The organism is Reticulibacter mediterranei (assembly GCF_016587455.1).
On record NZ_BNJK01000001.1, the window covers coordinates 1,329,671 to 1,353,163 of the forward strand.

Annotated in this window: 21 protein-coding genes, 1 tRNA gene and 2 pseudogenes; 8 read left to right on the forward strand and 16 right to left on the reverse strand. The window is 50.8% G+C overall.

Features of this window, described 5'->3' with window-relative positions:
- Nucleotides 1-12: 12 nt before the first annotated feature.
- Entirely contained in the window at nt 13-228 is a 216-nt protein-coding gene (locus tag K3T83_RS05915; protein ID WP_220202053.1) for a hypothetical protein, read from the forward strand.
- A gap of 8 nt (nt 229-236) precedes the next feature.
- Here the strand turns inward: K3T83_RS05915 and K3T83_RS05920 are convergent, their stop codons facing one another.
- Nucleotides 237-1,433, reverse strand: coding sequence for a substrate-binding domain-containing protein (locus K3T83_RS05920; RefSeq protein ID WP_220202054.1), 1,197 nt, complete (start codon nt 1,431-1,433; stop codon nt 237-239).
- Nucleotides 1,434-1,609: 176 nt separating this feature from the next.
- On the opposite strand from K3T83_RS05920, the pseudogene K3T83_RS57840 reads away from it, so the two are divergent.
- The 3 genes and pseudogenes from K3T83_RS57840 to K3T83_RS05935 all read left to right on the forward strand — a co-directional run.
- Nucleotides 1,610-1,696: pseudogene (locus K3T83_RS57840) on the forward strand (helix-turn-helix domain-containing protein); the annotation flags it as partial.
- Nucleotides 1,697-1,782: 86 nt separating this feature from the next.
- Entirely contained in the window at nt 1,783-2,124 is a 342-nt protein-coding gene (locus tag K3T83_RS05930; RefSeq protein WP_220202056.1) for an ArsR/SmtB family transcription factor, read from the forward strand.
- Nucleotides 2,121-2,984, forward strand: coding sequence for a PhzF family phenazine biosynthesis protein (locus tag K3T83_RS05935; protein WP_220202057.1), 864 nt, complete (start codon nt 2,121-2,123; stop codon nt 2,982-2,984). Before K3T83_RS05930 ends, K3T83_RS05935 begins: the two co-directional genes overlap by 4 nt.
- A 134-nt stretch (nt 2,985-3,118) precedes the next feature.
- Here the strand turns inward: K3T83_RS05935 and K3T83_RS05940 are convergent, their stop codons facing one another.
- The 4 genes from K3T83_RS05940 to K3T83_RS05955 all read right to left on the reverse strand — a co-directional run bounded on the left by K3T83_RS05940 (nt 3,119) and on the right by K3T83_RS05955 (nt 9,014).
- Nucleotides 3,119-4,627, reverse strand: coding sequence for an alpha/beta hydrolase family protein (locus tag K3T83_RS05940; RefSeq protein WP_220202058.1), 1,509 nt, complete (start codon nt 4,625-4,627; stop codon nt 3,119-3,121).
- Nucleotides 4,628-4,876: 249 nt separating this feature from the next.
- The gene (locus tag K3T83_RS05945) at nt 4,877-6,304 is read right to left on the reverse strand and encodes a LuxR C-terminal-related transcriptional regulator (protein WP_220202059.1); all 1,428 of its coding nucleotides are present in this window, start codon (nt 6,302-6,304) and stop codon (nt 4,877-4,879) included.
- A gap of 32 nt (nt 6,305-6,336) precedes the next feature.
- On the reverse strand, nt 6,337-7,623 hold the full coding sequence (locus K3T83_RS05950) for an ATP-binding protein (protein ID WP_220202060.1): 1,287 nt from the start codon (nt 7,621-7,623) through the stop codon (nt 6,337-6,339).
- Between the two features lie 98 nt (nt 7,624-7,721).
- The gene (locus K3T83_RS05955) at nt 7,722-9,014 is read right to left on the reverse strand and encodes an MFS transporter (protein ID WP_220202061.1); all 1,293 of its coding nucleotides are present in this window, start codon (nt 9,012-9,014) and stop codon (nt 7,722-7,724) included.
- A 393-nt stretch (nt 9,015-9,407) separates the two neighbouring features.
- Between K3T83_RS05955 and K3T83_RS05960 the strand changes: the two genes are divergently transcribed.
- The gene (locus K3T83_RS05960; protein ID WP_220202062.1) at nt 9,408-10,562 is read left to right on the forward strand and encodes a TDT family transporter; all 1,155 of its coding nucleotides are present in this window, start codon (nt 9,408-9,410) and stop codon (nt 10,560-10,562) included.
- A gap of 119 nt (nt 10,563-10,681) precedes the next feature.
- A tRNA-Thr gene (locus K3T83_RS05965) sits at nt 10,682-10,753 on the forward strand.
- Nucleotides 10,754-10,814: 61 nt separating this feature from the next.
- On the opposite strand, the pseudogene K3T83_RS57845 reads toward K3T83_RS05965, so the two are convergent.
- The 4 genes and pseudogenes from K3T83_RS57845 to K3T83_RS05990 form a co-directional block, all read right to left on the reverse strand.
- A pseudogene (locus K3T83_RS57845) lies at nt 10,815-11,264 on the reverse strand (group I intron-associated PD-(D/E)XK endonuclease).
- On the reverse strand, nt 11,264-11,695 hold the full coding sequence (locus K3T83_RS05980) for a group I intron-associated PD-(D/E)XK endonuclease (protein WP_220202065.1): 432 nt from the start codon (nt 11,693-11,695) through the stop codon (nt 11,264-11,266). The pseudogene K3T83_RS57845 and the gene K3T83_RS05980 overlap by 1 nt, the downstream one beginning before the upstream one ends.
- Nucleotides 11,696-12,036: 341 nt before the next feature.
- Complete coding sequence (locus tag K3T83_RS05985) at nt 12,037-12,198, reverse strand: hypothetical protein (RefSeq protein WP_220202066.1); 162 nt, start codon at nt 12,196-12,198, stop codon at nt 12,037-12,039.
- 13 nt (nt 12,199-12,211) lie between these two features.
- Nucleotides 12,212-12,820, reverse strand: a complete 609-nt coding sequence (locus K3T83_RS05990; protein ID WP_220202067.1) for an aminoglycoside adenylyltransferase domain-containing protein — start codon at nt 12,818-12,820, stop codon at nt 12,212-12,214.
- 241 nt (nt 12,821-13,061) lie between these two features.
- On the opposite strand from K3T83_RS05990, the gene K3T83_RS05995 reads away from it, so the two are divergent.
- Together K3T83_RS05995 and K3T83_RS06000 are read left to right on the forward strand one after the other, a co-directional pair.
- A complete protein-coding gene (locus K3T83_RS05995; protein WP_220202068.1) occupies nt 13,062-13,577 on the forward strand; it encodes a DinB family protein in 516 nt (171 codons plus the stop codon).
- A gap of 108 nt (nt 13,578-13,685) precedes the next feature.
- Entirely contained in the window at nt 13,686-15,452 is a 1,767-nt protein-coding gene (locus tag K3T83_RS06000) for a CocE/NonD family hydrolase (protein ID WP_220202069.1), read from the forward strand.
- On the opposite strand, the gene K3T83_RS06005 is transcribed toward K3T83_RS06000, so the two are convergent.
- The 7 genes from K3T83_RS06005 to K3T83_RS06035 form a co-directional block, all read right to left on the reverse strand.
- Complete coding sequence (locus tag K3T83_RS06005; RefSeq protein WP_220202070.1) at nt 15,419-16,018, reverse strand: DnaJ family domain-containing protein; 600 nt, start codon at nt 16,016-16,018, stop codon at nt 15,419-15,421. The genes K3T83_RS06000 and K3T83_RS06005 overlap by 34 nt on opposite strands.
- A gap of 41 nt (nt 16,019-16,059) precedes the next feature.
- Nucleotides 16,060-17,253 carry a nickel pincer cofactor biosynthesis protein LarC2 gene (gene larC2 / locus K3T83_RS06010; protein WP_220202071.1) on the reverse strand — a complete coding sequence of 398 codons (1,194 nt, stop codon included), beginning with the start codon at nt 17,251-17,253 and terminating at the stop codon, nt 16,060-16,062.
- A 47-nt stretch (nt 17,254-17,300) separates the two neighbouring features.
- Nucleotides 17,301-17,963, reverse strand: coding sequence for a hypothetical protein (locus tag K3T83_RS06015; RefSeq protein WP_220202072.1), 663 nt, complete (start codon nt 17,961-17,963; stop codon nt 17,301-17,303).
- A 6-nt stretch (nt 17,964-17,969) separates the two neighbouring features.
- Nucleotides 17,970-18,767 (reverse strand): RNA polymerase sigma factor, encoded by a 798-nt coding sequence (locus K3T83_RS06020; protein ID WP_220202073.1) that lies wholly within the window; start codon nt 18,765-18,767, stop codon nt 17,970-17,972.
- Nucleotides 18,768-18,971: 204 nt separating this feature from the next.
- The gene (gene glgA, locus K3T83_RS06025; RefSeq protein ID WP_220202074.1) at nt 18,972-20,492 is read right to left on the reverse strand and encodes a glycogen synthase GlgA; all 1,521 of its coding nucleotides are present in this window, start codon (nt 20,490-20,492) and stop codon (nt 18,972-18,974) included.
- Nucleotides 20,493-20,799: 307 nt separating this feature from the next.
- Entirely contained in the window at nt 20,800-22,305 is a 1,506-nt protein-coding gene (locus K3T83_RS06030; RefSeq protein ID WP_220202075.1) for a hypothetical protein, read from the reverse strand.
- Between the two features lie 111 nt (nt 22,306-22,416).
- Complete coding sequence (locus K3T83_RS06035) at nt 22,417-23,424, reverse strand: cupredoxin domain-containing protein (protein ID WP_220202076.1); 1,008 nt, start codon at nt 23,422-23,424, stop codon at nt 22,417-22,419.
- Nucleotides 23,425-23,493 lie beyond the last annotated feature (69 nt).

Below are 23,493 nucleotides of genomic sequence, written 5' to 3' on the forward strand. Positions count from 1 at the left end.
TGGATCTCCTCGATGGGCAACGATGTGACTTTCTCCGCTGTGGGACAGGGAACACGGTTCGCACTTACTTTGGGCCATACCAATCTCAGCACAGTGATCACACATATCACCACGTTTTCTCGTCGAGAGGTGGTAAAAGAGTTACGTGCCCGGGGCAAACTCACCGCCCACGTCTCTATTCATGCCCTGTGTTTCTTGGCTCTCCTCCAATGGGTCCAGACTGGTTGAGTATGTGCTCACCAATTGGACGATCCCCGTATGATACACAAACCCTTTACCACTTCAGAGCTATAGGAGATTTGATCGGGATGATCCAACGCCAACTGAAGCTTTTCGTATGCCAATCGACCGATGATATCAAGTTGAGCTTCCACTGATGTTAAGTCAAGCCATTCAGCTATCTCAGTATTGTCAACACCGGCAACTCTAAACTTGCGTTCCAATGCACTTAATCCACTTCTTTGACACGCGAGTAAAAAACCCACTGCTGTAATATCGGCAAGAAAGATAAAAGCTGTGTTCGGCGGCACAAAATCTGGCAACTTCTCAAAAAGAAGAAAGCCATCTTGTGACCTATAGTGGTCAACCTCCACAATATAAGCATTCCCAGGGCATATATCAAGCTTCTCATCTATCGCATCAAGTTTCACTATCGGTTGAACGGTCAATCCTGCTTTTACCGCTATGTGAGTAAATAAATCCCGTTTTCCTTTGCGATAAGCATCTACTTTCACACCTTTAAAAGGGTTCGCTAGCCCCTTTGTAATCAAAATTGCAGAAACACTCTTCTTCTCTAGAAGGATGTGTTTGAATACATCTTCAAGTCCTGTAGGGTCATGCACAATGCTACATACGGATGGCAATTTGTTATCTTCATGAGCAATATTGATAATAGGAATCCCCGCATCACAGAAGCTTTGCTTGACTGGTTGACTCATTTTCATGTTAATCGAGATGAGTCCACTAATATCCTTTATAAGGATATCAGTCATAATTTCTTCCACATCATTAAATTCTTCGTGCGGTACATCTAAAATTATTATTTTTCGCCGTATGTGCTGTTGCTCTCGTTCAGCCGCATCTCGTATAGCTTTTATTATATCGACATAATATTCTGTTGACCAATACGAAATTGGTGCAACCACTCCAATGATACGAGAGCGGCGACCCATCAATACATGAGAGGTTTGATGGATTTTACGTCTCAGTTGCAATTCTCTCTGGAATTGATAATTGACAAGGGAGAAAAGAACAGAAAAGAATAATACTGAACTGATATATAGCGTAAGAAGAAAGATCATTGGACTACCAGAAACACCCGCAACCTGAAGTATTGTTGATGTTAATGTAAAAATAGCAGCGCCAGCGGCTAGAGCCATTCCAAGATTACCATAGCGCCATTCTTGAATCTTATGGAATACTCTCTCTAGCATGATGTTCTCCTCATTTTATTATCTCAAAACGTCACTTGAAATTACCTTTTTATCTTTAAAGCTCTTACCTTATTATAAACGAGTTTATCTCAAGAGTTCCTTTTTCACAAGAGATATTCTTCATAAGAAAGTGCATGAGTCAGTTGCAATTAATATGAGTTTTGAATAAGCAACTCCCTCCGATGACGCGCATCATTCATAGGTTGGAGGAGGAATTGGGGGTACGATTGTTTGATCGCAGCAAGCGCCAAATCACCCTCACCCCTGGGGATAGTTGTCCTGTGTCCAGTTGTTCGCTCATCGGAGAATTTCCTTGACACGTGCAATCTAGATATGGTATTTAGTCATTATGCTAAATAGCGAAACAAAAAATCGGGAACAGGTGCGTCTGCTTAAAACACTCGCCAGCGAAACACGGCTCACGATCCTCGAGTGGCTCAAAGACCCCGTCGCGCATTTTCCGCCGCAAATCGATGGTGATCTTGTCCAGGACGGGGTCTGCGCCGATTTCATTCGGGAGAAACTGAGTATTAGCGCGGCTACCGCTTCACGCCATCTCACCCTTTTGACTGACGCTGGACTGCTCTCGGCGACACGCAAGAAAGGCTGGACATTCTATCGCCGCAACGAGCAAGCTCTTGAGAACTGCTTGCAGCAACTCCAATCACACCTGTTGAAGGAGATCCCATGAGCCTTGAGTACTTTCACGTGGACGTGTTTAGTCGCACTCCATACGGTGGCAATAGCCTACCCGTCTTCCCAGATGCTTCCGGATTAACAGCTGAACAGATGCTCCGTCTGACCCAAGAGCTGCGCCATTTTGAAGCCATTTTTCTTGAGCCGACGCATCAAGCGAACAGGGTGCGCGCTCGTGTTTTCGATGCGTTTGAAGAGTTACCATTCGCAGGACACCCTGTGATTGGTGCAGGGGCTACCCTGCACGCTACTTCAGGATGTGCGGAACCACAGACCTGGCAGATCGAACTGCCTGGAAAGGTCGTGAGTGTTACCACCGAGCAGGCCGAGTACGGATTTACTGGTTGGCTCGATCAAGGCACACCTGACTTCCTGGGCATGGTCACTGAACGCGACCTCTTCGCCCGTACGTTTGACCTGCGCTCAGACGATCTCCACCCAGATCTCCCACTTGAGATCGTCAGCACGGGATTGCGTTACCTGATTCTCCCTGTCAAGGAAGGCGCGCTTGAAGGTGCCCGCATCCGCAACGACATCACCGACCTCTTGCACAGGGTGAACGCCCAGTTCGCGGTCCTGTTCGACGCAGCAACGCTTGAAATACGGCATTGGAACAATGATGGTCTTATCGAAGATATAGCGACCGGCAGTGCGGCTGGCACTATTGGCGCCTATTGTCTCAAACACGGATTGGTGCAAGGTAGTGAACTTTTCATCTTAAATCAAGGGCGTTTCACTGGTCGCCCGAGTACCTTGCGTGTGCAGCCAGTGGGCACACATCACATCGTCCAAAGCGTCAAAGTCGGCGGTGACGTTGTTCTCATCGGGCGTGGCACACTCCAGGTCGTACCATAATCTTCATGCAAGAGAAATAGCCTCAAATGGAAAGTTCGCCATGAAGATTGCATTGATCATCTCAACTGAGAATGCTCGTTCTCTCACCTATGATGTGCGGTGAGAGAACGAAGAAGACAAACGACGGAAGCAGATTATGGCCTACGCTTTTCAAAGATGACTTCAGAATAGTGTACCGATGATCCTTCAAGCAGCACTTCCGATTTCCCCTTGAGATGTTTGTCAAAGAACGCAAGCGAATAGGCATTGATGATCTCATGTGCCCGCTGGCTCCCAATTGGTCCTCCCAAGCCAACGGCCGGGGATAGTGGTGAGAGTAGGTCAAGATCAGTGCAATCAATGTGAAACATCCCGGGCACCTGCACAAAGTAGCCATCGCCTGTCAACTGGTTATACACTGCACGCATAGTGGTCTGGGTTTGCTCGATCTCCTGCCCTTGCCAGCCACCAGTTTTTTGTCTTTCGAGCAGCATTGTGCTGGCCGGGCGGGTAATCCACATGCCGGGTTGTCGTAAGCCATTTTTGACCACGTTGGCGGGCATCGCAACATCCATCATCAGGCAAGCTGTCAGGCGTGAGTCTGCTTCACATGCCTGGGAGGCAACCATGCCACCGAATGAAACGCCAAAGATCCCGGCATGCTCCAGATCCAGTTTCCCGGTCAGTAGACCCTGTGGGTCTCTCCTATTGAGAGCAGCAAGCTGATCGAGGGTGAAACTGACATCCTGGGCAAAGTAGGAGATAATTCCGTCCTTGAAAGTCTGGCCTTCCCATTGCGGGACATCTTTGGCTGGATCGAGGCTCTGATTGTATAGAGGCTGCATCTGTTTTTTTGGGAGTCCGGCTACCTGATGTCCATCTGGGAACACCACCGATGCAGCTACCCCTGGTTGATCAAGGCCCACGACGATGTAGCCATGCGAGACCAGTTCCTCAACCTGAAAAGTGTTCATCTGGCGAAATCCAGTGAGTCCCTCAAGGAAGATGAGCACCGGGTAATGGGGGCTATTGTCGGCTACAGGGACGGTCACAGCGGCATGTGTGGGCACATATTTGAGGTGGTCGAGAAAGAAGTCTGGAAAACGTTGCAGCCGCGCGATTGCTGTCGTCACAGTATCGGCATCTGACATATAAGGTGCAGGCGCGGATGATACGTCTTTCCTGGCTGGATACCACACCTGCACCATTAACTCACGATGCCTGTTTTTGTCGGAGCTAAACACCTCGCGCCGACTGGTGTCCGTCCAATGGTAGGTGACGGTCCCGATGCCGTATGGGCCGGAGGGGCGAGGAAAAGAATAAACAGGTAGCAGTATGGGAAGAGCTACAGAGAGCGCCATGCCAATGATTGCCAGGACGGACACCAAGCCCGCAACTATTCTCCACATTCGTTCCTGTTTGACACCTTTGCCCAGCGACGTAAAGCGCTGCACTACCCACACAAGCGCGAAGAGAGCCGTCAACACATACGCTGGAACCATCTGCCATCGTGGCCCCTCCAACGGAACCTGGACCCCTGCCAGAACGAACGTGATAAGTATTACATACCCGCTCCAGCGAGCAGCGCGCAGCCGTGGCACTGCCACTACCAGAAATGCGATAAGATTGGCACATATCGTCAACAGGATTTCAAGAGGTCTCATCCTATTCTCCTTTATTTTCGCTCCATTTCCATTACATCAGGAATAGAGGTGCCGAGAAGTTTGAGAAGTTCCACACGGCACACTTGAAACGATCTTTTGTCTTCATCAGAGATGCTAAGAATCTAGCAGAATAAGCATGGAGAGACATCGGCAATCGAACGTATTCTGCGACAGCTATGGCAATGTTGGAGGCACAAGTTATCCAGCGAAGTTGCCATGAGGTCTGGCGGGAAAGAGAAAGCAACACCTCTAGATCAGATCATGTTCAAGCGCAAAATAGGTTGCAGCGTTGCGCGAGGAAATCTGTAGTTTTCTGTAGATGGAACGCAGATGAGCATTGACCGTGCGTGGACTGATGACGAGTGCTGCTGCTACCTGGGCATCGCTCAGTCCTCGTGCGACCAGCCGCAGCACGTCTTCCTCGCGCGCGGTCAGCTCATGCAAGGGAGGCTGCTGTTGAGGCTGGCTGGAAGATGTTATGTGTTCCATTGAGGCTCTGGCCTGTTCCAGGGTCATGGCCTGCCCCTCGGCCCACGCTGCGGCGAACATTTCCTCTCCAAGTTCGGCACGCACGGCTGGACGCGCGCGCGTTACCAGGGCGCGCTCTTCCGGTAGCAGAGGGCAGATGGACTCGGCTGCCCCCCACAACTTAACAGCTTCTATCAGTCGCCCGTGCATTGCGAGGGTCACACCGATCCCCTGGAGGTTCGTCCCTACGGCAAGCTGCAAGCTCTCGTCCACCTCGTCCAGAAGCGCCAGACTCTCGGTGAACAACCTTTGGGCCTGCTCCAATTTCCCCTCTTCAAGGGCGAAGCGGGCGAGAAAGCTAAGTGCACTGATGATACCAGGCCGGTAGCCTATTGCTCTGGAGAGAGCGAGATGCTCCTGGGTATATGTCTGTGCTTCGGCCCGTTCGCCCAGAGCCAGGAGCGCCCGCCCCAGGAAGAAGAGAGCATTGAGAGCGCCAAGTCTGTCACCCCCCTCACGGTGAAGTAGAAGCCCTTCTTCCAGCAGCGTCCGTGCTCTTATGTCCTCACCCTGATCAAGGGCGATCTGTCCGCTAAGATCGGTCAGATAGGCAAGAGTGATTTGCTCAGCCGCATCCCTCGCCTGCATCAATCCTTCCTCAGTGTACATATGAGCTGTGGCGAAGTCACCAATAATCCAAGCGATCATCCCAAGCAAATAGAGTAATCTGGCGAGGCGACCGGCCTCTCCTCTGCCGCTTTGCTTACAATCTCCCTGTGCGCGTGCCAGGGCTACAGAGGTGAAGCGCGCCTCGACCGGATTTTCCATCGAGGCACCTTGCTCAGATAACCGAGAGTGCGTAAGGCGGTGACGCCCCTCCCAGAAGCGAAACAGGGCGCGCTCCAGGCGTAGGGCCATCTCGCTTGCAGGTTGCTCGCGCGCCCACTGCAAGGCGGCACGCAGATTAGCATGCTCGCATTCCAGTTGCCTCAGCCAGGCGGACAGTTCTCCTCCTCTCAGGTGGAGCTCCGTCAGTCCCAGATAATACTCCGCGTGGACCTGTCGCGCTCTTTCAAGTTCCTGATGGGCGGCGAGTGCTTCCAGGGCATACTCGCGAATTGTTTCATGCAACAACAAACGCTGGGGATGATGACCTTGTTCACTCTGGTAGAGCAAGTGCTTATCGAGCAGCGACGTTACTTCGTCCAAAACCTGTGTGCGCTCGCCTCCTAGCCCGCCATCTATCGCCTCCAACGCTTCGAGCGTACAGCCGCCCGCAAAGACGGCCAGCAGGCGAAAGAGGCGCTTCTGCGCATCCGAGAGCGGATCGTAGCTCCAGGCGATAGTCTGGCGCAGGGTCTGCTGGCGAGCAGGGAGATCGCGCGCCCCCCCGTTAAGATATGGAGCCGATGTGGAAGCCGCTCCAGGAGAGCCTGAAGCGAGAGCACTTTGAGTCGAGCCGCCGCTAATTCCAGCGCCAGAGGTATACCATCCAGGTGCCGACAGATCTCTGTCATCTGCTTGATTGTGAGCGCGTTCAACTCCATAGTGGGCCGGACCTCCCGCGCCCGCTCCAGGAAGAGCGCGAGCGCGCTGGAGTGGACAAGTGCATCAGTATCAGACAACCACTCTGACGCGGGCAAAGCCAGTGGCTGCACAACAAACTCGTGTTCGCCCCGCACGTGCAGCGCCTCCCGGCTCGTGACAAGTAGCCTGAGATGCCGGCTGGTCTCTAGCAAATGCACCAGGCTCGGAGCAGCCTCCATCACATGCTCGAAGTTATCAAGCACGAGCAGGCAGCGTTTCTCCCACAGCGTCGCCTGTAGCGAGAGGGCCAGAGATTGGCTACCCGTGCATTGCAGCCCCTGGGCTTGCGCAATGGTGAGCAGAACCAGGCTCGCATCGCGAAGATCTGCCAGCGAGACAAAGCTGACTCCATCAGGGAACACGTTGTACATCCTGGCTGCGATAGCAAGTGCCAGACGCGTCTTGCCCACGCCACCAGTGCCGGTCAGGGTGAGCAGTCGCACCTGAGGGTAAGTGAGCAGGGCAGAAGCGGCGGCAATCTCAGGCTCTCGACCAATGAAAGAGGTGAGCGGAGAGGGAAGCGTGGAGGGAAAAGACTGGCTGGGCACCGGGGATAGGACATCTCTCGTCGGCTGCTTCACGATTCCTGTTGCAGAGTGGCAAGCCTGCTCTGAATCGGGTATGCACAATGCAGCGAGGTGAGCGGCGCTGTCCTTGAGCCGTTCGAGCGTGAGATCCTGTGCTTTGCCCATGTAGATCTGGTAAAGCTTCCCCTTGTGTTTGCGGTAGGCTCGCCAGTACCAACCTCCACGTTTGTGTCCAGCCTGTTCGCGACGCGCCGTAAAGGTGCCTATTGTACTACGGAAGGCGAAGGCTGGGGCTGTGTTCAACCAGGTATACCAAGCAGGGGTGCCCACCGTGAGTTGACTGACTTGCCCATCTTTCTGGGAGAACAGGATGTTTTCTTGGACTACTGGCAGTGCCTGCTTCTGGTTGCTCATGCATCTTTCCCAATTAGTAGTCTGTTAGCCTCAAACAGGTTACAGGACAGTATACCATATGTCCTGTAACTGCTATCGGAACAAGAGCATCCTTGTATCTATGGCTGCATTGCATGTGAGCCTCCTCTTTCCTCTTGCTCTACCCCTTTCGGCGTCTGCACCAGCCAGAGTGGGGAGAACCAGCTCAAGAAGAGGCTTAATGCCACGCCAGAAGCCATAATCAGCAGCGAGATGCGCACTGTGGTTTGCTCAGCCAGTATCCCGCCAAGCGCTGCCCCGAGAGGATTGGCCGCCACCATCACCATGCGCGCGCTAGCGTTGACCCTACTCTGCAAATGATCGGGCGTCACGATCTGGCGCAGTGAGATTCCGTTGATATTCACCAGATGATTGCAACCCAGCCAGAGTCCATAGCAGAGCATTCCTGTGAGAAAGGTGGGAGCCAACGCCACCGCAACAAGCAACAGCAAGTTCAAGAGGAGTCCAACCATCGTAATGCGCCCGACCGCCACATTCTTAACCAATACAGGCAACAACAGGTTTGAGACCAACGCTCCTGTCGCCCCAGCCCCAAAGAGGAGTCCAATACGGGGATCGGTCGTAGTAAGACCTAACGCGTGGATACCATACACGACCAACAGGCCCTGGACTGCCCCTGCGGTCAGTGCGCAGCCTATCCCCAACAAGGTCAAGGTTCGTACCAGTGCATGCTGCCACAGAAAATGAAGTCCTTCACGGATATCACTCATGGAGGATCTGAGCCAGGACCTGGTTCCCTCCCTGTGGCGCAATTGGTTAAAGGCACGCGGGATCAACGCCAGCGAAAGTGCCGAGAGGAGATAACTTGCAGAATCCGCACTGATGGTGATGGCAGGTCCAACCAACACTATGCACAGTCCGGCCAGAGAGGGGCCGACAATATCGGTCATCGTTGATGCAGTCCAAAGAGCACTGTTCGCGGCAATCAGACGTCTGCGCCCAACCAGAGCGGGGACGGCCCCGAAATTAGCGGCATCAAACCAGACAAAGGCTGTAGCCGAAAGCAAGCCAACGATATAGATCTGCGCAAGAGTCAGGGCATGCAAGAGAGAAGAGAGGGGAATGCTGCCCAGCAACAGTGCATTCACCAGATCGCAGGTAATCATGAGGCGACGGCGGTTCACCCGGTCAGCCAGCGTCCCGGCAAAGAGAGCAAAAACGGGGTAAGGAGCAATATCACAGACAGAGATGAGCGCCGTCAGCAAAGGGGAGTGTGTCATGCGATAAACAAGCAGAGGAAAGACGACCGCCGTCATAGCCGTACCTAGCAAGGAAATGGACCGCCCACACCAAAAGAGAAGAAAAGCACGATCTCGCCACAAGCTCCGGGAAGCGATTTCTCTGCTCTTCATCACATATTCCTTTCGTTCCACAGCTCAGCTCATCCAAAAGCCGCAATACACCCCACGCGCATTTGAGTCTATCTTCCCAACCGGCTTCCGCTGTTCTCTCACACAACATAAATCTTCAATCAGTCTATCACTGCTTCGCAGAGATAAGCAACCATTCGAAGAAATGCACAAAGATTCAGAACGTTCAGAGCTTTCTATCAAGCCTACTACTAGCTGACGGGTCAATCTCATTAGAGCGTGTCGCTCTTAGACGAAAGCAGATGCCACGCTTTTTGGATGCCTCAGTATACTTTATGGTAATAGTGTAGTATCACAAGCATACTATTGATAGTATGCTTGGCCCTCATGTGTTATCCAGATGCTTTGGCAACACAAAAGGAGATTCTGGCTTTGATGGGAGAGAGGCGCAACTATCATTCTACTTTGCCATTGGTGCAAAAGCTATTGAGACGGCTTCGTAGGTTCCCCTATTGGTTGAGTGTCAGTATACATAATATGAATCCGAGTTGGTTTTCGTGTGTGATGGGCACTGGTATTCTGGCAATCTGCATCGTGTCTTCCCCCTTAGATCTTCCCTGGCTTGAAAACTTCGCTATCTGCCTCTGGATAACGGCTGTTGTTTTGCTGGCCGCCCTGCTGTTGCTCTGGGGCTTGCAGAGCGTTTGTTATCCAGCTCGCATACAGGATAGTCTGCGCCACTTTTCCCATGCTCAAAACTGGGGCACGCCCCCTATGGCCTGTTTCACGGTGGCAAGCGGATTTGTGCTAATCGGCACCCAGTTGATCGATCCTTCGCTCTGCATGCTCTACGCGCGCATCCTCTGGTTAAGTGGTGTGGCTGGAAGCCTGTTCTCAGCCGTAGCCATCCCTTACTTTATGTTTACGCACTATGAATTGAGCGCGGAGCATACCTACGGCAACTGGCTTTTGCCGGTCGCGCCATTGATCGGGGCAGCTGTTCCCGGCTCGCTGCTGATCCCGTACTGGCCCGATGCGCTGCATAAAGAGATGCTGGTACTCAATTATGCGCTGCTGGGAACAGGTATGATGCTGGCCGCGATTGTGATTGTCCTTTTCTACTCACGGCTGACCTACCATAACGTTCCTCATGGATCGTTTGTCCCCACGTTCTGGATCGTGATCGGCTCATTAGGACAATCGGCAACGGCCACTATCGCTCTTGGCAATGCTGCTAGAGGGCATTTCCTCTTATTAGGCGATGTATTGCACAAAGCTGGTATTGCTTACGGCATGCTCTCCTGGGGATTTGGGATTTACTGGCTTGTCCTGGCGATACTGGTGACGCTACGTGCCGCGCGCAAGCACCTGCCGTTTAACCTGGGCTGGTGGTCGTTCATCTATCCGGTGGGAGTGATGACGACCGGCACCTATTCGCTGCACCAGCACGTCCCGACACAACTGTTCCTGATTGCAGGCGGTGCCCTCCTGCTACTGTTAGCGAGTCTGTGGGCGCTGGTCACTATCACCACTACCCGCCATCTCCTGCACACCGTTCGCAATCAAACGTACGTTCCCCACCCGTTGTAGGCCGTCCCGTCTTCACGCCGTTGGCACTGAACAAATTCCAACGCAAAAGTGCTTGACAGAAAGCAACGCAACAAGTATAATCGTAGTCGTTAAGGGATGTGACGAAAGCCACAAACCAAGCCGGTATAGCTCAGTGGTAGAGCAGCTGTTTCGTAAACAGCAGGCCATCGGTTCAAACCCGATTACCGGCTTTTTTTATGTTCTCTTTCCTCTACATTCCTCATTCATTTCATTTGTCTTTATTGTAATTAATCACAATTCATAACATTTTGCCCACAATATACCCTGTTGTTGATTATTCTTGGGAATTCGCAGGCGTAATTTAGCTTTTGAACCATCAGGCACATCATCAATAGGGGCAAAGTAGATTTTGCCATTGTCAGGACAATAAACGGCGAAATATTCTACATCTCCTCGATATCCCCTACGAACATGGCCTCTTCCTGGCTTTACAAGTACACTCATCGTATTGAACTCGATACCGGCTCCATCATCATAAAACTACCCAACCTTGCACTGAACACGTATTAATTTACCTATCCCAGTTGTATCATTTGTTTCACAATATGCAAGATCATAGCGAAGATGGTCGCCCCAGGGAAGTAGCACCTCCTTGCCTAGCTCAACCAATTTAGCAAGAATCATCGTCTGACCAACCAGACCACGACATGCAGTGTTTTCTCCATTACGCATTACAGCCATTATTCCCTCTCTATCACTTTTCTCATCTCAAAATCCTCCGCCCAGCGCACTCCTTTTGTCTGATTATTAGCAGGTGGTTCAACTCGTAATGTTCCACCAACGCCGCCTACCTCCTCCACAGGCACCAAATAAACCTTCTCGGTATACTCACAATACACTGCGAAGTAATCTATCTCTTCGCGAGTATATCGTTTCCTCGTTTTGTTATACCAATTAGAACTGCATGTATTAAAATTAATCCCTCCATTACTGTATCGCCCCGCCTTACATTGCAGCCGCAAGAATTTTCCCCCTTTTTCAACAACCATATCATAGCGGTGTGCTTCCCCAAAAGGAATGAGGACTGTGTATCCGTACTTTACTACCTCAGCAACTATTGCCCCTTGCGCTCTCTCCCCTATCATGTTAAGAGTGAGTTTTACATCAGTCATTATCTACCTCTATCACCTTTCTATCTGCAAATTCAGCAAACCCATACCACATAATTTAGTTTTACCCATCACATAAGCAGTAAAAATCGTTTGTTACTTCCACATCCTATCATACCAGAATAAAATTTCAATACAACAATTTTAGGTTACTATTCGTTCATGATATAAATTCATATTTCTTCGAATGTTTCTATTATCATTTCCAGCACATGTTATATGTAAAATTACAAATGTTTTTTGGGGCAAGAAATCAGGGCCAGAGCCAATTAGATATGAACCTAATTAGTTAAACATCTTATTAGATGGAAGCCTTTTTCCAGAAGAGGATCGAGTGCAGAAATTCAGGGGATGTTCTCGCAGAGAGCGAGGACGGCATGGGCAAAGAGGTGGGTTTCTGGAAGGGTCGCAGCGTGATCGACATCCTCGTCGTGGAGGGTTGCGCGCCACACAAGCGCGGATTGAATGAAAGAAGACCATTCGGGTAGCTCTTGTGTCGCCCACACAGCGGCTCGCTTTTTAGGATACACTCTCACCATTGCTTAACGTGTAGAGCGCTCGGCAGGCCGTCAAGATGGCATACGCTTGCACTTTTCGGGAACCTGCACGTTGCACCCATTCGCGCCACGCTATGACATGCTCCCGTACAGCTTGCAGCAATTCATCCTTTGTAATAGGCTCGATAAGTTCATGAGTCGAGGGACCGAAGAGGACAACACCATTCTCACGCACCACATACCAGTTCATCAACCAATCTTTGCCTGCTTCCTTGAAGTGGAGCGGCTCGCCGGGGCTGATAACAGCAATTTTGCTTACCTGAGTGCGAAACATCTTTAACGCAGCAACGGAGAGATACGCAACCTCAATCCGATCATCCCACGCCCCGTGCCTAGCTGCAAAATCGTGATGCATTGTTTGTAAGACTGCGAATTCATCATCATTGATATCGAACGCGGTAGCCGCCAGCAAATCAATATCGCTCACCTCATGGTCAAAATCGCCAGTCACAAGCGAACCATAAAGATAAAGAGCCACCAGCTTCGTACCGAGTATCGCCTGCATTCCCGCTAGCAGCTCTGTCAGCAAGCTATTTATATCAGCGTATGGTGTTGGTTTACTTTGCGTCATCGCACGGTCTCCAATCAACAGCCAGCCCCACTATGCACCACTATTGTATGCCATCGCAACTAGCCACAACAACACATTCCTGTAATCCTCCAAAAAATGGTGAAACTGGCAGTGTTTGGCAGCACTTTTCATGGTAATGGCACCGTCCTACGCCTATGATGAGAGCATCAAATGAACGCGAACCAGTGATTGAGTAATACAGATGCTTCAGAGGTTCGCTAGCAAGAAAGGTTCTTTACATATGAGCATTACAAAATTCCTTCGTGAACAGATACAGCAGGCACATGGACTTCTAGAGGCAACAATGGAAGGCGTGACAAACGAGCAGGCACACTGGGCACCTCCTGGCATCGCAAATCCCCTATCGGCAACCTACGTCCATACCATCGCCAGCGAAGACATTGCTATTAATATGGTCCTCAAAGGTGGCGCACCACTCTATGCTACTGAATGGGCTGAGAAGACCGGCATCAGCGAGATCCAGCCCTTGACAACAGCGGAATGGGCGCGACGAGTTCGCATCGATGTACCAACCACACGCAGTTACGCTAAAGCGGTCCACGCAGCGACCGACGCCTATCTCGCCGATCTGCCAGAAGAAGAGTTGAACCACATTCTCGACCTGAGCAACTTTGGCCTTGGACAGATGAGTGTTGGCGCAGTGTTGAGCCGCCTGGTTCTCGGGCACATCGACAATATGAGCGGCGAGATCTCAGTTCTCAAAGGACTCCAGGGTTCGCGCGGCTATCCTATTTGACCCTGCTCAATAAGAGGTGATAAGAATAGAGGGTCGGGACAATTGAGAAGCTACTCAAAGGTCTCGACTCTCTATTCTTAAAACCCATCAGATATAAGGAATAGTGTTATGACTACACAGGAAACAGTGCCAGTTAGCGTCGAACTCAATGTGCCGGCAACCATGCGTGATGGCACAATCTTGCGCGCCAACATCTATCGACCAGCACAGGGCCAATGGCCGGTATTGCTTATGCGAACTCCCTATGGCAAAGATCTACCTATGGCCGCACTACCACTAGACCCCGTGCAGGTCGCAAACCGCGGCTACATCGTCATTGTGCAGGACTGCCGAGGGCGCATGGCCTCTCAAGGGGATTGGTCGCCCTATCGCAACGAAGCCCTGGACGGCGTTGACACCATTACCTGGGCAGCACAACTTCCCTACAGCAATGGTGATGTGGGCATGTTCGGCATGTCCTATATGGGCGCGGATCAGTGGCTCACAGCCCTTCATCAACCGGCTACTCTCAAAGTCATCGCCCCCCTTCTCGCCTGGAACAATCCGCTGAACGGAAGCAATTTCCGCGCAGGAGCATTTGAACTGGGCAGAATGGCATCATGGAACCTGATGATGGGTATGGGCGTCCTGATGCGTCGGCACAACGGAGATCCTGTTGAGCTGGGACGCAGCATCGCAGCCCTTATCCAAAAAGGTGATAAACTGGGAACAGAAGGATACTGGTCCCTCCCACTCAAACAGTTCTCTTCATTGATAAATCTAGATGTAGCACCGTCGTTTTTCGATGCGCTGGAACATCCGATGGATCGTGAGTTTTATGAGGAGATAACTATGCGAGGCAAACAGGAGCGCGTCACAGTTCCCTCATTCAACATTAGCGGCTGGTATGATGTGTTTCTGCAAGACACGCTTGACAACTTCAGTCAGGCACGCCAGCGTGGAAGTACACCCGAAGCCCGCCAGAGCAACCTGCTGGTTGGTCCCTGGTCACACGGCAACTTCTCCAATCCCATCGGTGAAATCAACTTCGGCTTTGCGGCAAGCGCAGCATTGATCAATCTCCAGAGCGATCTGACGAGCATGCAGATGCGCTGGTTTGATCACTGGCTCAAAGGCACTGACACAGGTATCACCAGCGAAGCTCCGATCAAACTATTCATTATGGGAGCCAACATCTGGCGCGATGAATACGAATGGCCGCTGGCTCGCACCGTCGAGACACGCTTCTATCTGCATAGTAATGGACAGGCGAACAGCCTGAATGGAGATGGTAGGCTCAGCACCGAACCGCCCGCAGAGGAAGAAGCGGACCGCTATATCTATGATCCCGCCCATCCGGTGATGACACGTGGCGGCAATCTACTCATGGCGCTCGAATTTCCTGGCGGCCCCTTTGACCAGCGCCCAACCGAGAGTCGTACTGATGTGTTGGTATACAGTACGCCACCGCTTGAGCAAGATATAGAGGTTACAGGTCGCATCCGCGTGTATCTATGGGCAATTTCAAGCGCGCCAGACACGGACTTTGTGGCACGCTTGGTCGATGTACATCCCGATGGATACGCGCGCAACCTGGCAGATGGCATCATTCGCGCTCGCTATCGCAACATCGAGAGAGGCGAAGCGCCAACGTTGATCGAACCAGAGAAAGCATACGAATACGAGATAGATCTCTGGTCCACCAGTAACCTCTTCAAAGCCGGGCATCGCGTTCGTCTGGACATCACCAGCAGCAATTTCCCGCGCTGGGACCGCAATCCCAACACGGGACATCCTTTAGGGAACGATGCTGAACTGGTCGAAGCCAAGCAGACCATCTTACACGACCAGGAACACCCCTCTTACATCGTACTTCCAGTCGTGCCTAATCCATAAGGAGAAGCTTTCGTCTCAAAAAGTGGGCAGGCGTCGCGGAAATTTTGAACCAGCTGCTCCACTTCGATGAAAGGCTGATGCATTGTCGTGGGAACGATCAAATTCAGCGTCAGGATTTTGCGGTTCAACTCACGAAGCGTGCTTTCATATTCGGCAGCGGTCTTTGTCACAGCAGCATTGAAAGCACGCCTCTCGCTGGGAAAAGGTGAGACGCGGCGAGAGCGTAACGTCTCACCCTTATGAATAACTTTGGCAAGTTTCGCCTCGGCCCGTTCACGCTCGACACGAATCTCTTTCGCAAGCTCCAATTCGGCCGGGAGATACTCGTTATTCTTGAGCAAGTGGTAGCCAAGCGCGTTATCGCCAGCAAGCGACTCATCACTCAGATTGAGCGGTTTGCCTGTGCCAGCCAGATTATCAAAATCCCCGCGTTCCTGGGCCTCGTGAATAATCTCTTCAATATAATCGTGGAACTTGCGACCACGACGTCTTCTCGCCCTGACCTCCTCCTCAGTTGACTCCAGATGTATCGTTTCGGGCGATTTGCGCCAATCAATAAAATCCATATACGCCCCGATTTCTAGCTATCTATCTATTTTGATCTCAGTTATATTATAAGGGAACGGGCCGCATCCCGCGCAACCTCATAGACCTCAGCTAGAGGGAGGGCATGTTGCTTCGCCACCCGTTGACATTCCTCATACTCCGGTGACACACTGATCACACGCTCACCCAGACGTTTTACTTTGACTAGCATCGGCCCCAGAGCAGTCTCTATCCGCTGTTGAGATCGTTGCGCCTTGAGTCGTTGCATCTGTTGAATGCGCACGCCCAGCGTGCTAGTTTCACGCAGCAAAATCAGCGCCAGCGCATCGCCCTGCTCAGGAGAGCTAATGATTGTGATCAGCGTTGCTGGACGATTCTTTTTCATCTGAATAGGGGTATAACTTACATCTAAAGCGCCAGCACCGAAAAGCCGTTCCATCAAGCCACCCAATAGCTCACCACTCATATTGTCAATATGCGACTCTATCACCGTCACCCAATCGGTATCGGCCTCGGCACTAGCAGTATTGGCGGCTCCCTGAAGTTGACCAAGGCAAAACCGTACACAACCAGACCAGGGCAACTGTTTTGTACCAAAGCCATAGCCAATCTGCTCAATGACTATTGGAGGAGTCTCGAAGTGTGCCAGCGTCGCCAGGATTGCTGCGCCGACAGGAGTTACCAATTCCTCGCTCACGGCACAGGAGCGCCAGGGAGCTGCGACCCGACGCAATATCTCTAATGTGACGGGAGCTGGTATCATCTCGTGAGCGGCCTCTGTATATCCCCCGGTCAACGGAAGAGGAGAAGCATATAATTGAGTAATACCCAGAGCCTCGATACCTAGAGCGGCACCAACGAAAGAGATGAGCATATGCAGGGTATCTGTGCCGTCAAAATGCACCTCCTCAAGCCTGATTCCCTGTACGTGTGCCTCAGCCGTAGCCAGGCAACGAAACATCGCCAGAGATGTCTCTCGCACCTGAGCAGAGAGAGATGATGCCTGCAACAGGGCTGTGATTTCAGACAAGCGACGATCTGGCTGCTTTTGTTCATTCTGCCCTATCTGAAAACACGTTCCCCTCACACCCTTATCAACAAAAGTGCCAGTATTGATACTCCATCCTTCCACAGGAAGAGCGGCGAGAGGAAACTTCAGAGCATCAGATGATAAACCACTGTCAATGAGAGCGGCCAGAAACATCTCTCCACTGATGCCTGCATGACAATCAAGATATGCTATTTTTTGTGCCATTACCTATCAAAACACTCCACCGATTGCATTTATGCCTATCTATTGTCTCACAAATTTTCCAGTGTGAGAATAGCTTCCCAGGCTTCTCTCTGCTCAGGAGAGAGCCACAGGCTTTCTGCAACAATATGGCGGAAGCTTTGTTCTAAAGAGGTCTGTTCGCCTGACACATGATAATAGGCTGGCTTTTCGGCCACTTTCATCAAAGGTTGCTTTTCTCTTGCAGGACGAGAACGTTGTGGTGTCCGCGAAAGATATGCTTGAATGCTACTGATAGGCTGATGCAGGGCAAGAGCAATGCGACGATACAGCTCAAACGGGAGTGTGGCAGGATCAATAGCCCGCTGCTCCAGCAGAGCCACGATATCCACGCTCAAATCAAGCTTCCTGGCTAGCTCAGACAAAGTAAAATGCTGCTGTTCTGTTGCCAGCAAAGTTGTGACGGTTGTAGTAGAGAGTGGCTCAACATGCATTTGCGCATCGGAGCATGGCAGGTCCACTTGCGAGAAAGGAGAGAGCAATGTGTGGACATTTGATGCAATGGGAATAGTAGCTTCAAAGCCATGATAATAAGCAACAAAATCAGCAATAGAATCGGCATATTGAGGATAACGTGCGATATACTCGCTAAGAACTGGCTCGTGGCCAGCCTGCACCTCAGCGACATAACGAGCGGTAATACGAAAGATAGCATCCTGTTGTTCATTGTTCATAAAATATTACCCACCCTCTATCTGATCTAGAAAAAAACCACGCAGTAGCTTGAGAGCCGCTTGTATCCGATTGCGAACCGTGCGATCAGAAATATTCAGGACACGAGCAATATCCTTCTCGGAACGCTCCTCCCAATACAACAAAAGCACCACAGCTTTTAAATGTTCGGGAAGAAGGAGTACAAACTTGAGCAAGTCGCCAGCATCAACCGCCTGCAACATCTCTTGAGCATGCTCATCTTCTAGATCCAACAAATAAGGTTCACCCTCAGCCTGAGAGATCGGTTGATCGAGACGCTGTAAAAGTCCACGCGGTACACGTTCGCTTTTCATAACACGTGCATCATGCCAGCGTCCTTCACGCGTCATAAAAGAACGATACACATGCCTGCGCTCAAAATACAAACAATGAAGAAAGTTTTCCTCCCAGAAAAGCTTGCTGGGATCAAGCAAAGCGCGAAGCATATGTTCATAGAGATCTGCACATAAATCGCAGACAAAGGTTGCCCGTTCATCTGCATGCAGAGCAACAGATTTCAAAACATTGCCAGCCCAATACTCATTCATTATTTGCGTACGCTGGACAATGATATGTAATATACGTTGACGATGTTGATTATTGGTAAGATTACGCAGACAAATCACTAGTACTTCGAGTGGAATATCAGCTTTTTCCACAACATTCCAGAAGATGGGAGAGGCACTATCTGGCAATGAGCGGTACATACGAGCCAACTTCCGATGATGCGCACTACCCTCCACATCCAGGTCATCCTTATCAGAGGAAATATCCACAATTTCCACGACGCCCAATACCTCCGAACAAACATCTACATCATTACCCCCACTTTCAAGTATAGGCCAGGAGAAGAAAAACGTCAATTTCCTATGCGTTAAATAAGTACTTTCTAGTATTTCAGCCCTGTACTAGCAAGAAAAGCAGAAGCATATGCGGCTTACTGCTTTTCTTCACTCATCATCAAGGGTATAGAAATTATGTGCCTGCGATCATCTACCAGCTCGATGGAACGCCAGAGCATTGCGATAAATCTCGACATAGCGAGCGGCTGAAGCATGCCAGGAATGATCGAGCGTCATACCACGAATTTGCAAAGTGCGCCAGGTATCCTTAAAACGATAGACGGTCAGGGCACGAACAATAGCGGCAAACAATTCCCAGGGATCATAATTGGTAAAAGAGAAGCCGTAACCCTCGCCCGTCTGCGAATCGTAGTTCTGTACGGTATCAGCCAAACCACCAACGCTACGCACGATGGGTACGCAACCATAACGCATTGCTATCAATTGACTGGTGCCACAGGGTTCAAAGCGAGAAGGCATCAGAAACATATCGCTACCAGCATAAATGCGCCTGGCCAACTCAGAATTAAACGTGAGGAAGATCGCAACCTGCTCAGGATAACGCGCCGCCAGACCTTGCAGCATTTCGTGATAATGCTGATCGCCGATCCCCAACACGATAAACTGAACCCCCTGGCCTAGGATAGGCTGAATAATCTGCGTCAGGAGATCAAGTCCTTTTTGATCGGTCAAACGGCTGATCATCGCCAGTAAGGGAATATCCTCACGGACAGGTAAATGAGCATACTCTTGCAGAGCAGCTTTGTTGGCAACCCGCTGCTCAAGCGACTCGGTATCGAAGCAACTATGAATATAGCGATCAGCAGATGGGTTATACTCCTGATAATCGATGCCGTTAAGGATTCCAAACACACGATCACGGCGAGAGCGCAAAAGATGATCAAGGCGCTCACCAAAGGTAGGCGTCAGAATCTCCTGTGCATAGCGCTCACTGACCGTTGTAATGGAATCGGCAAACAGAATGCCACGCCCCATAATATCAACAACATTTGCCAGCTCCGCGATCTGAGGATAGAGAAACCCATTAGCGGCAACGCCAGCAACCTCAAGGATGCGATAGCCAAATATGCCCTGATACGCAAGATTATGGATGGTATACACAGTGGTTGTGTGGGCAAAAAATGGATCATTCTGATAGATTGTATGCATCCAGTTTGGCACGATGCCTGTGTGCCAATCATTGCAATGCACAACATCGGGCGACCACTGCATAGTACGCACGGCTTCCAGGGCGGCCCGACAGAAAAGAATAAAACGCTCGCCATCATCGGTGTAGCCATAAATATTTTCGCGATCAAAGAAACGAGGAGCATCGATCATATAAACAGGAATATTTTCCCCTATATGCCCCTCGCACACGCTGATCTGGACGTTGAAACCGCCCATAGTAACAGCCACAGAGTCGGAGACAGTGGTAAGGTGAAAACGTTCGCGATCAACCTGTCGATAACGAGGCATGACCAGGCGAACATCATGACCAAGAGCCTGTAAAGCTTTTGGCAAGGCACCGACAACCTCAGCCAGACCTCCGACTTTGGCAAATGGCTCAATTTCTGCCGCAAGAATCAAAATCTTGAGAGGTTGTTCATTTTGCATAAAATTTCTGGCGGGAAAATCCTCGGCAACAGCAAGCCGGGGAGGAAACACCACCTCTCCTTTCAACAACAATAGCTCTTATTTCTGTTCTGTTCTGTTCTGTTAAATTATGCCATAGCACAAGTTAAGACTCTATTCCGTATCCTTAAAAGGGCCATAGCACAAGTTGAGACTCTGTTCCGTGTTCTCAAAGAACAACGGATGTAGGTATTTTATCACAGGCTATCGCTCAGGATACCCATCTTTTAGTTGAGAGTGACCGATTATATAATCGCATACCACTTATGAAGAAAAGGGACGAAGAGGTGAGCAATCCGGTCTCATCTCTTCGTCCCTCATCATAGGTAGACAATACCTCTTAGACCTTATAGCGGTTACGGGTCAAGAAGAAAAACTGTATCGCGGCCAACACCCCAAGCAGAACGAACATAATCATGGCATCAGCTTGCGGAAGCGTCGCGGTAGCCTCTGCCCCGGCTGCCGGAGGGCCAATTGCCAGGCCAGCTACAAACGGAATGTTCTGCTCAGTCTCGGGCGGCCAGACAGGGAAAGAGAAGAAGGCAAAGGCCGCCAGATAAATGAACAGACAAGTTCCCAGAACGAGCCATTGACCGAGGCAACCAAGATTATTCTCGCCAACCACAGCGAACTCACGGCGCGACACGCTGGTCCAGATGACAGCCAGGAGCAACATGCCAGCACAGAGCATCATCGCCACCAGAATCTTATCAGGAGCGGTATGCGCCAGGAAAGTGACAGCAGCTATCGCAGCTGTCGTAACGACGCTACCGACTACCACCAGACTACGATTAGACTTCCATGCCCAGATAGCACCAGCTAGAAGAACAAAGAAGTTCATCGTAATGATTGCAGTAACGATATAGCCAGCCTGCGGAGAGAACGTGCAGCTTGCAGGAATATCAGACTTTTTCGCACAGACCGTCAGATAATCATTCAGGCCAATGAAGGTCCAGGTATGCATCCAGTAGATGAGAGGATACACAAAAGCCCAGATGAGCAAGAAAACAGCACCGATTTGAGCGAGGCCAAGAGCACCAATCGCATAGAGAGCCGACATAGTGCGCTTGCGTACGGGGCGCATCAAGTAATGGAGGCGCAAGGCAAATGCACCCAGGGTCAGGAAGACCGAAGCTCCCAGTATTAGACCCCAGACCAGATTTACTATTTTCAGGCCCAGAAAGGGATGACCAGGGGCGATAGCATTACCCAATCCCTGTGGATCGAACAGTGTGTAAAGCAACATAAAGACGATCAGCAGGAAGACTGCGATCACAATCATCCAGCGAATGGCAGGGGTCGTTCCCAGATCACGGCGATCAGGGTTCCGCTGCTCACGGATCGCCAGCTGGCTATAGAAGATCATAGCCACACCAATTGCCAGAATCGTCAAACCCAGGGTCACGAAATCCAGCGCATTGGGCTGAAACCAGAGAACCTTGCCATTGAGCAGAGAAGCCCAATTGGAATGAGCGGTGGGAAAATACTGATTGCACGTTGTCTGATTTGGAGCACAGCCAGTTGCAGTGGCCCAGATGCACAGAGCCAGGCCGATCAAGGATAAAGGAATCCCCAGCACGGTCAGAATAGCAGGAGGAATCACTGGCTTGGGATCAAACAGCAACACTATCACCTGAACGATGACGAAGCCGCCTAAACCAACCGCAGCCAGAGCAAAACAGCCCTGCTCCAGACCTTCAAGGGAGGAGGCAGTAAGTTGTAGGTGAATATAACCAGGCAATTGTCCAATGAGAATGGCAGAGAGGAAGAAAAAGCCAACGGCAAAAATCAACGCCCTCGCCCAGGACATCTGTTCTGGCAACTCACGTTGTCGTACTTGTTGCATGGATCGCAATCCCTTTCAACATGCCGTTCACAGCCGTTATAACGACATGACCAGCAGCGATCAAAACAGAAACCTGATCGTGTCTCTCGCACGAGAGACACGATTGGATGATTACTTCACAATAGTTAGTTGAGCCAACATTTGCGGATGGATAATACAGTAGTACACGACTGTATGCTTATCCGGGTCAAGATTATAAGCAGCATCGGTAACTGTGTACTTAAAGGTTCCATTCGTCTGAATGGGGGTACTGACGCCCGAATCAAAGATTTGAGGAGCATCAGCGCCAGACTTATCCTTCGCAGTCACTGTATGAGGCTGATCGGACTTATTGACCCAGGTAATCTCCGTGCCAACCTTCACCTTCACATTGAGGTACTGGAAGCACTGAGGGGTGCAGGTTGCACCAGCAGGAGGCTGGGTAATATCAATCGTGATCGCCTGTTGCCCCGTCATATCCACTGCTGCCCCAAACTGGCCGCTGGCCGCGAAAACCTGCGCAGCTTTATACTGATTGGGCAGATTCGCCTGCAAATAATCCGGCAGCAGTTTCAACCCATTCTCAGCAGCCGCGCCAGTAAAGCCTTGCTGCTTGATGTAGGTGGGATCAGTCGAGCGAATAAAGGCAAACAGGTAATCGATGTAATTCGATTGCAACTGACCACCAAACTGATCGCTACGAGGAATAGAATTGATATTAGAGGGCTTCGCCGGAACCCCAGCAGCAGGAGTGGGATTATAGAAGCCGCCAGTGATGATGCTCTTCAACTCATCATCGCTCATCTTGTTTAAATCAGTGAACGAATAGCCCAGATAAGTTGGATTGACAACATTCCCTTTGGAGTCTATGCCATAGCATCTATCGACACACAGCGAAGCATATTGCTGCATACCTCGCTCGATGGCCAGCGCATGCTGTTGAGTCTGGGCCTGGGCCTGTGCGCCACTCTCCATAATCCAGAAAACCGGGATTAAGAGTGAGATAACTGCCAACCCGATGAGAGCTCCATAGCCCGTCTTCTCGACTGCATTCGTACGAGAATAGAATATGTACAGCAAGCCGCCCACAACGACGAGTAGCAGGATAAGGCCAACAACGGCTTGTCCTAAATTTACCATAACACACAACCTTTTGATTGACGCCTCCTCCCCCCTTATATCAGAAAGGGAAGCAGAGGCTAGATCAAC

Coding starts and splice junctions, on each gene's coding strand:
- K3T83_RS05915 (WP_220202053.1), top strand. CDS start 13: ATGGGCAACGATGTGACTTTCTCCGCTGTGGGACAGGGAACACGGTTC.
- K3T83_RS05920 (WP_220202054.1), bottom strand. CDS start 1,433: ATGCTAGAGAGAGTATTCCATAAGATTCAAGAATGGCGCTATGGTAAT.
- K3T83_RS05930 (WP_220202056.1), top strand. CDS start 1,783: ATGCTAAATAGCGAAACAAAAAATCGGGAACAGGTGCGTCTGCTTAAA.
- K3T83_RS05935 (WP_220202057.1), top strand. CDS start 2,121: ATGAGCCTTGAGTACTTTCACGTGGACGTGTTTAGTCGCACTCCATAC.
- K3T83_RS05940 (WP_220202058.1), bottom strand. CDS start 4,627: ATGAGACCTCTTGAAATCCTGTTGACGATATGTGCCAATCTTATCGCA.
- K3T83_RS05950 (WP_220202060.1), bottom strand. CDS start 7,623: ATGAGCAACCAGAAGCAGGCACTGCCAGTAGTCCAAGAAAACATCCTG.
- K3T83_RS05955 (WP_220202061.1), bottom strand. CDS start 9,014: ATGAAGAGCAGAGAAATCGCTTCCCGGAGCTTGTGGCGAGATCGTGCT.
- K3T83_RS05960 (WP_220202062.1), top strand. CDS start 9,408: ATGGGAGAGAGGCGCAACTATCATTCTACTTTGCCATTGGTGCAAAAG.
- K3T83_RS05980 (WP_220202065.1), bottom strand. CDS start 11,695: ATGACTGATGTAAAACTCACTCTTAACATGATAGGGGAGAGAGCGCAA.
- K3T83_RS05990 (WP_220202067.1), bottom strand. CDS start 12,820: ATGACGCAAAGTAAACCAACACCATACGCTGATATAAATAGCTTGCTG.
- K3T83_RS05995 (WP_220202068.1), top strand. CDS start 13,062: ATGAGCATTACAAAATTCCTTCGTGAACAGATACAGCAGGCACATGGA.
- K3T83_RS06000 (WP_220202069.1), top strand. CDS start 13,686: ATGACTACACAGGAAACAGTGCCAGTTAGCGTCGAACTCAATGTGCCG.
- K3T83_RS06005 (WP_220202070.1), bottom strand. CDS start 16,018: ATGGATTTTATTGATTGGCGCAAATCGCCCGAAACGATACATCTGGAG.
- larC2 (WP_220202071.1), bottom strand. CDS start 17,253: ATGGCACAAAAAATAGCATATCTTGATTGTCATGCAGGCATCAGTGGA.
- K3T83_RS06015 (WP_220202072.1), bottom strand. CDS start 17,963: ATGAACAATGAACAACAGGATGCTATCTTTCGTATTACCGCTCGTTAT.
- K3T83_RS06030 (WP_220202075.1), bottom strand. CDS start 22,305: ATGCAACAAGTACGACAACGTGAGTTGCCAGAACAGATGTCCTGGGCG.
- K3T83_RS06035 (WP_220202076.1), bottom strand. CDS start 23,424: ATGGTAAATTTAGGACAAGCCGTTGTTGGCCTTATCCTGCTACTCGTC.